General features: G+C 68.4%; 4 protein-coding genes. 3 read left to right on the forward strand and 1 reads right to left on the reverse strand.

Annotated elements, in window-relative coordinates; all coding sequences use genetic code 11:
• Nucleotides 1-83: 83 nt before the first annotated feature.
• On the reverse strand, nucleotides 84-1,010 hold the full coding sequence (locus PLJ28_RS15075; RefSeq protein WP_183529353.1) for a LysR substrate-binding domain-containing protein: 927 nt from the start codon (nucleotides 1,008-1,010) through the stop codon (nucleotides 84-86).
• 295 nt (nucleotides 1,011-1,305) lie between these two features.
• Here PLJ28_RS15075 and PLJ28_RS15080 point away from each other — a divergent pair, with 295 nt between their 5' ends.
• From PLJ28_RS15080 to PLJ28_RS15090, 3 genes are all read left to right on the forward strand, one after another.
• Nucleotides 1,306-2,157 (forward strand): MBL fold metallo-hydrolase, encoded by an 852-nt coding sequence (locus tag PLJ28_RS15080; protein ID WP_324590361.1) that lies wholly within the window; start codon nucleotides 1,306-1,308, stop codon nucleotides 2,155-2,157.
• 7 nt (nucleotides 2,158-2,164) lie between these two features.
• Entirely contained in the window at nucleotides 2,165-3,493 is a 1,329-nt protein-coding gene (locus PLJ28_RS15085) for an MFS transporter (RefSeq protein WP_324590362.1), read from the forward strand.
• A gap of 239 nt (nucleotides 3,494-3,732) precedes the next feature.
• Nucleotides 3,733-4,182, forward strand: a 450-nt coding sequence (locus tag PLJ28_RS15090) for a hypothetical protein (RefSeq protein ID WP_324590363.1), incomplete at its 3' end; no start/stop codon positions are given.

A 4,182-nucleotide genomic window follows, 5' to 3' on the forward strand; every position in this document is an offset into this window, starting at 1 on the left:
CGAGCCGGTGGACGTCCGTCGGAGTCGTCGTCATCCCCTCACTCTAGGAGACCGGGCACCACCCGAAGTCCGGGACCAGTGGTTCAGGTCCAGTGCTGCATGGGTGCGCCGATCTGTCCCAGCTCGGTCATGGCGAACTGGTGAAGCTCGCGCACCTTCGCATTGCGCAGGGCGCCGGGCGGGTAGATCAGCTGGACCGAGTTCTCCGGCAGCTCGTCGGCGATCTGCGTGTAGACGAGACGTCGGCCCTCATACGTGACGTCTCCTCGGGGACGTCCCATGATCACCGAGTAACCGAGGCCCCGGCCCACCAGGGAGCGGATGGCTTCCACATTGCGCAATCGCCAGTGCACCCGCGGGGTGAAGCCGACGCTGGCCATCATGGACATGATCAGGTCGGGGGCCGGTTTCAGTCCAAGCAGCACCGCCGGTTCATCCCCCAGTTCGGCGAACCGTACCTGTGCGCGACCCGCCAGGCGGTGGTCTTGCGGCAGGACCAGCTGTAACCGGACCGGCGCCACCGTGGTTCGTTCCACGTCGGTGTCCACGTGTAACTGGTACATGAAGGCGGCGTCGAGCCGGCCTGCCAGGAGCATCTGTTGCAGTTCGTCCGAGGAGCCTTCGTGCACCTCGACCTGCACCCGGGGGTGGTGGTCGGCGAAGTGGCCCAGTACCGGGGGCAGCAGCCACGGGGTGAGGGTGTCGAAGCAACCGATGGACAGGGTGCCGGCCAGCTCGCCGCGGATGGCACTGGCCGAACTCTCCATGGCCTCCGCCGCGGACAGCACGGCCCGTGCCTGAGCTTCCAGGTCCCGGCCGGCCGCGGTGAGTACCGATCCGGTGGCACGACGCCGCATCAACAGCTGGACGCCCATCGTCTTCTCCAAGGCGCTGAGGGAGGCCGACAGGGTCCCGGCGGTCACGTGGAGACGCTGGGCGGCCGCCGCGAGAGTGCCCTCCTCGGCGATGGCCACGAAGTACTCCAGCTGACGGATCGTCACCGCAAGCATCTTTGTCTCCATCAAACTTGATCTGCGTTTACATTCGATTTACCCATACTATGGACTGCGCCATAGTCGAGGTGTGACCCAGATGACATTCGAATCCGCAGACCTCGCCCCTCGGGTGATCACCCTCGGCACTGCCGGCGGGCCCCGCTGGTGGGGAACCGACCCGGTCGGGCGCCGCAGGAACGGGATTGCCACGGCCGTCGTGGTCGGCCCCGCGGTGTACGTGGTGGACTGTGGCCGAGGCGCCAGCACCCAGTTCGCCTAAGCCGGCCTCAGTATGGACCGGCTGCGCGGGGTGTTCCTCACCCACCTGCACTCAGACCACACCGTGGACCTCGCCGGGATGCTGCTGTTCGGCTGGATGATGTCCGGACCGCGGCCGGACGGACCGATCCCGGTGATCGGCCCCGGTGACCGCGGAATGCTGCCCGCCGTGAACCCGCGCGCCATCGGTGAGGTTGCCCCGCTGACTCCGCAGGCCCCCACGTCCGGGACCGTGCAGTTGGTGGAGCACCTGCTGACCGCCTACTCCGCCGATGTCACCGACCGCATGCTCGACTCATTGCGCCCCTCCCCGTACACACTCTTCGCCCCGCAGGATGTGACTCTGCCCGAGCACAGCGGATATCACCCCAACCTGAACCCGAGTCCGGCCGGGCTGGAGCCATTCACCGTGTTCGAGGACGAGTTCGTCCGGGTCACGGCCACCCTGGTGGTGCACCCGCCGGTGGCCCCGGCCTTCGCGTTCCGCTTCGACACCGAGCACGGGTCAGTGACGATCTCCGGGGACACCGCTCCCAGCGAGAACCTGGTGCGACTGGCCACCGGCACCGACCTGCTCCTGCACGAGGCCATCGACATGGGCTGGGCCGAAGCCTCCTACCGGGACGTGGACGCCGCCACCCGTGAGGCCACGCTGGACCACCACCGCAAGTCCCACACCACGCCGCGCCAGGCCGGCCAGGTCGCCGCCGCCGCCGGCGTCGGCACCCTGGCCCTGCATCACCTGGTACCGGGCCATGCCGACGCCTCCGTCTGGCACGAGGCCACCGAGACCTTTTCCGGACCCGTCGTCGTACCCGAGGACCTGCAGTCCATCGCCGTCGCCCGCCGCCCCCGCCCTGCGCTGGCCGCCACCTCTCTCTAGGATCATCATGACGCAGACCATGCCCCCCACTCCCTCTTCCACCAGCCCCTCGGCGCCCCCGGCATCGGAGTCGCTCAACACGCCGCACATGCGGCGCATCCTCACCTCGAGCTTCGTCGGCAGCGCCATCGAGTACTACGACTTCCTGCTCTACGCCACGGCCGCGGCCCTGGTGTTCAACAAGGTCTTCTTCGTCAACCTGGATCCGGTGTGGGCCACCTTCGCCTCCTTCGGCACCCTGGCCGCCGGTTACCTGGCCCGCCCGGTGGGAGGAGCAATCTTCGGGCACTACGGCGATCGGCTCGGACGCAAGAAGATGCTGGTGCTGTCCATGCTGCTGATGGGTTTCGCCACCACCGCCATGGGACTGTTGCCGACCACAGCCGCCATCGGCATGGCCGCCCCCGCTCTGCTCATCACCCTGCGGGTGATCCAGGGCATCGCCGTGGGCGGTGAATGGGGCGGGGCCATGCTCATCGCCCTCGAGCAGGCTCCGGGCGGCAAACGGGGCTTCGCCGCCAGCTTCGCCAACATGGGCGCCCCGGCCGGTGCCACCCTGGCCACCTTGGCGATGTCCGCGGCCACGCTGCTGCCGGAAGATCAGTTCCTCTCCTGGGGCTGGCGCATTCCGTTCCTGATCAGCGCCGTGCTGGTGGTCATCGCCCTGGTCATTCGGCTGAAGATTTCCGAGAGCCCGCTGTTCCAGCAGTTCGAGCATGAAGCAGACCGTCGGCGCATGCCGATCCTGGATGTCTTCACCCAGTACCCCAGGCAGCTGGGCCTCGGCGTGCTGGCCGGCATCGCGCAGTTCACCATGGCCGGCATGGTCACCGTCTGGGCCGTCAGCGAGGCCGTGGCCCTCGGTGCAGACAAGACCGGTGTGCTCAACGCCAAGGCAATCGCGGCCGCCGGCATGTTGATCGCCACGATCGTCAGCGCCCGCCTGTGTGACCGCTTCGGACGCCGACGGATCATGCTCTTCGGCATCAGCGCTGCCTACCCCATCCTGATGCTGGTCCAGACCGGCACCGTCGCCGGTTACGCCACCGCCGTGATCCTCGGCCAGGTCATCCAGGGCTTCATGTTCGGCCCCCTGGGTGCCTTCATCGCGGAGATGTTCCCCACCCGCGTGCGTTACACCGGTTCCTCGATCGCCTACCAGGCCTCATCCACCATCGGCGCCGGTTTCACCCCCATGCTGGCCGCCGGAATTCTCGCCGCGACCTCCGGCATTGCCGTGCTCGGCGGACTGTGGATGGCCGTCCTCGGCGTGTGCGCCCTGGCCGTGATCTTCGCTCCCGAGGGTCACCGTCGCGAGCTGGCGGACATCCGGTAGCGGCCGACTCCTGGTCAGGCCCCCTCACGCCCCGGATGAGACGTCGTCCGGGGCCAGAGGAGGGTGACCAGGGCCCTTCGTCCCGGGGGAGGGCCGATCTGCACGGCCACCGGCAGTGTTCCGGAGGGGTGACGGGAAGAGCACCCCCCTTTACGGGCGGAGCCGGGCACGGAAGGGTGGGGACTGTCCGGTCGTCCGCGACCGGTCCTGGACTCCACGACGAAAGGCAGGATCCACCCATGTCAGGAAACCTTCTGGCCCGCTCCATCCACGACCTGACCGCCGCCGCCTGGTTCGGTGGTTCGTTGATGGGCGCGGTGGGCCTGAACGGCGCCACCGCCCAGGCGAAGGACCCCACCGAGCGCACGCGACTGTCCAGCCTGGGCTGGAAGCGCTGGGCACCCGTGCAGACAGCGGCCTTCGCCGCGCACCTGGGCACCTGGGCACCGATCCTCTGGGAGAACAAAGGTCGCTACGTGACCCAGCAGGGGGTCATGCGCTGGACGTGGGTCAAGGCCGGCGTGACCGTGGCCGGTGCTGCCGTGACGCTGTACTCCGGGATGCTGGGCAGGAAGGTGGATGAGCTGTCCCAGCAGGGCGCCCAGGGCGCCACCGAACCCTCGCCCACCGCCTCCCCGGAGCTGCAGGAGGCCCAGGAGCAACTTCGGCTGCTGCAGTGGACCATCCCC

The sequence above is a fragment of the Citricoccus sp. genome (assembly GCF_035445025.1).
Lineage (GTDB): Bacteria > Actinomycetota > Actinomycetes > Actinomycetales > Micrococcaceae > Citricoccus.

What these genes read in the sequence shown, in the direction of transcription:
- PLJ28_RS15075 (WP_183529353.1), bottom strand. Translation starts at nt 1,010, where the DNA reads ATGCTTGCGGTGACGATCCGTCAGCTGGAGTACTTCGTGGCCATCGCC.
- PLJ28_RS15085 (WP_324590362.1), top strand. Translation starts at nt 2,165, where the DNA reads ATGACGCAGACCATGCCCCCCACTCCCTCTTCCACCAGCCCCTCGGCG.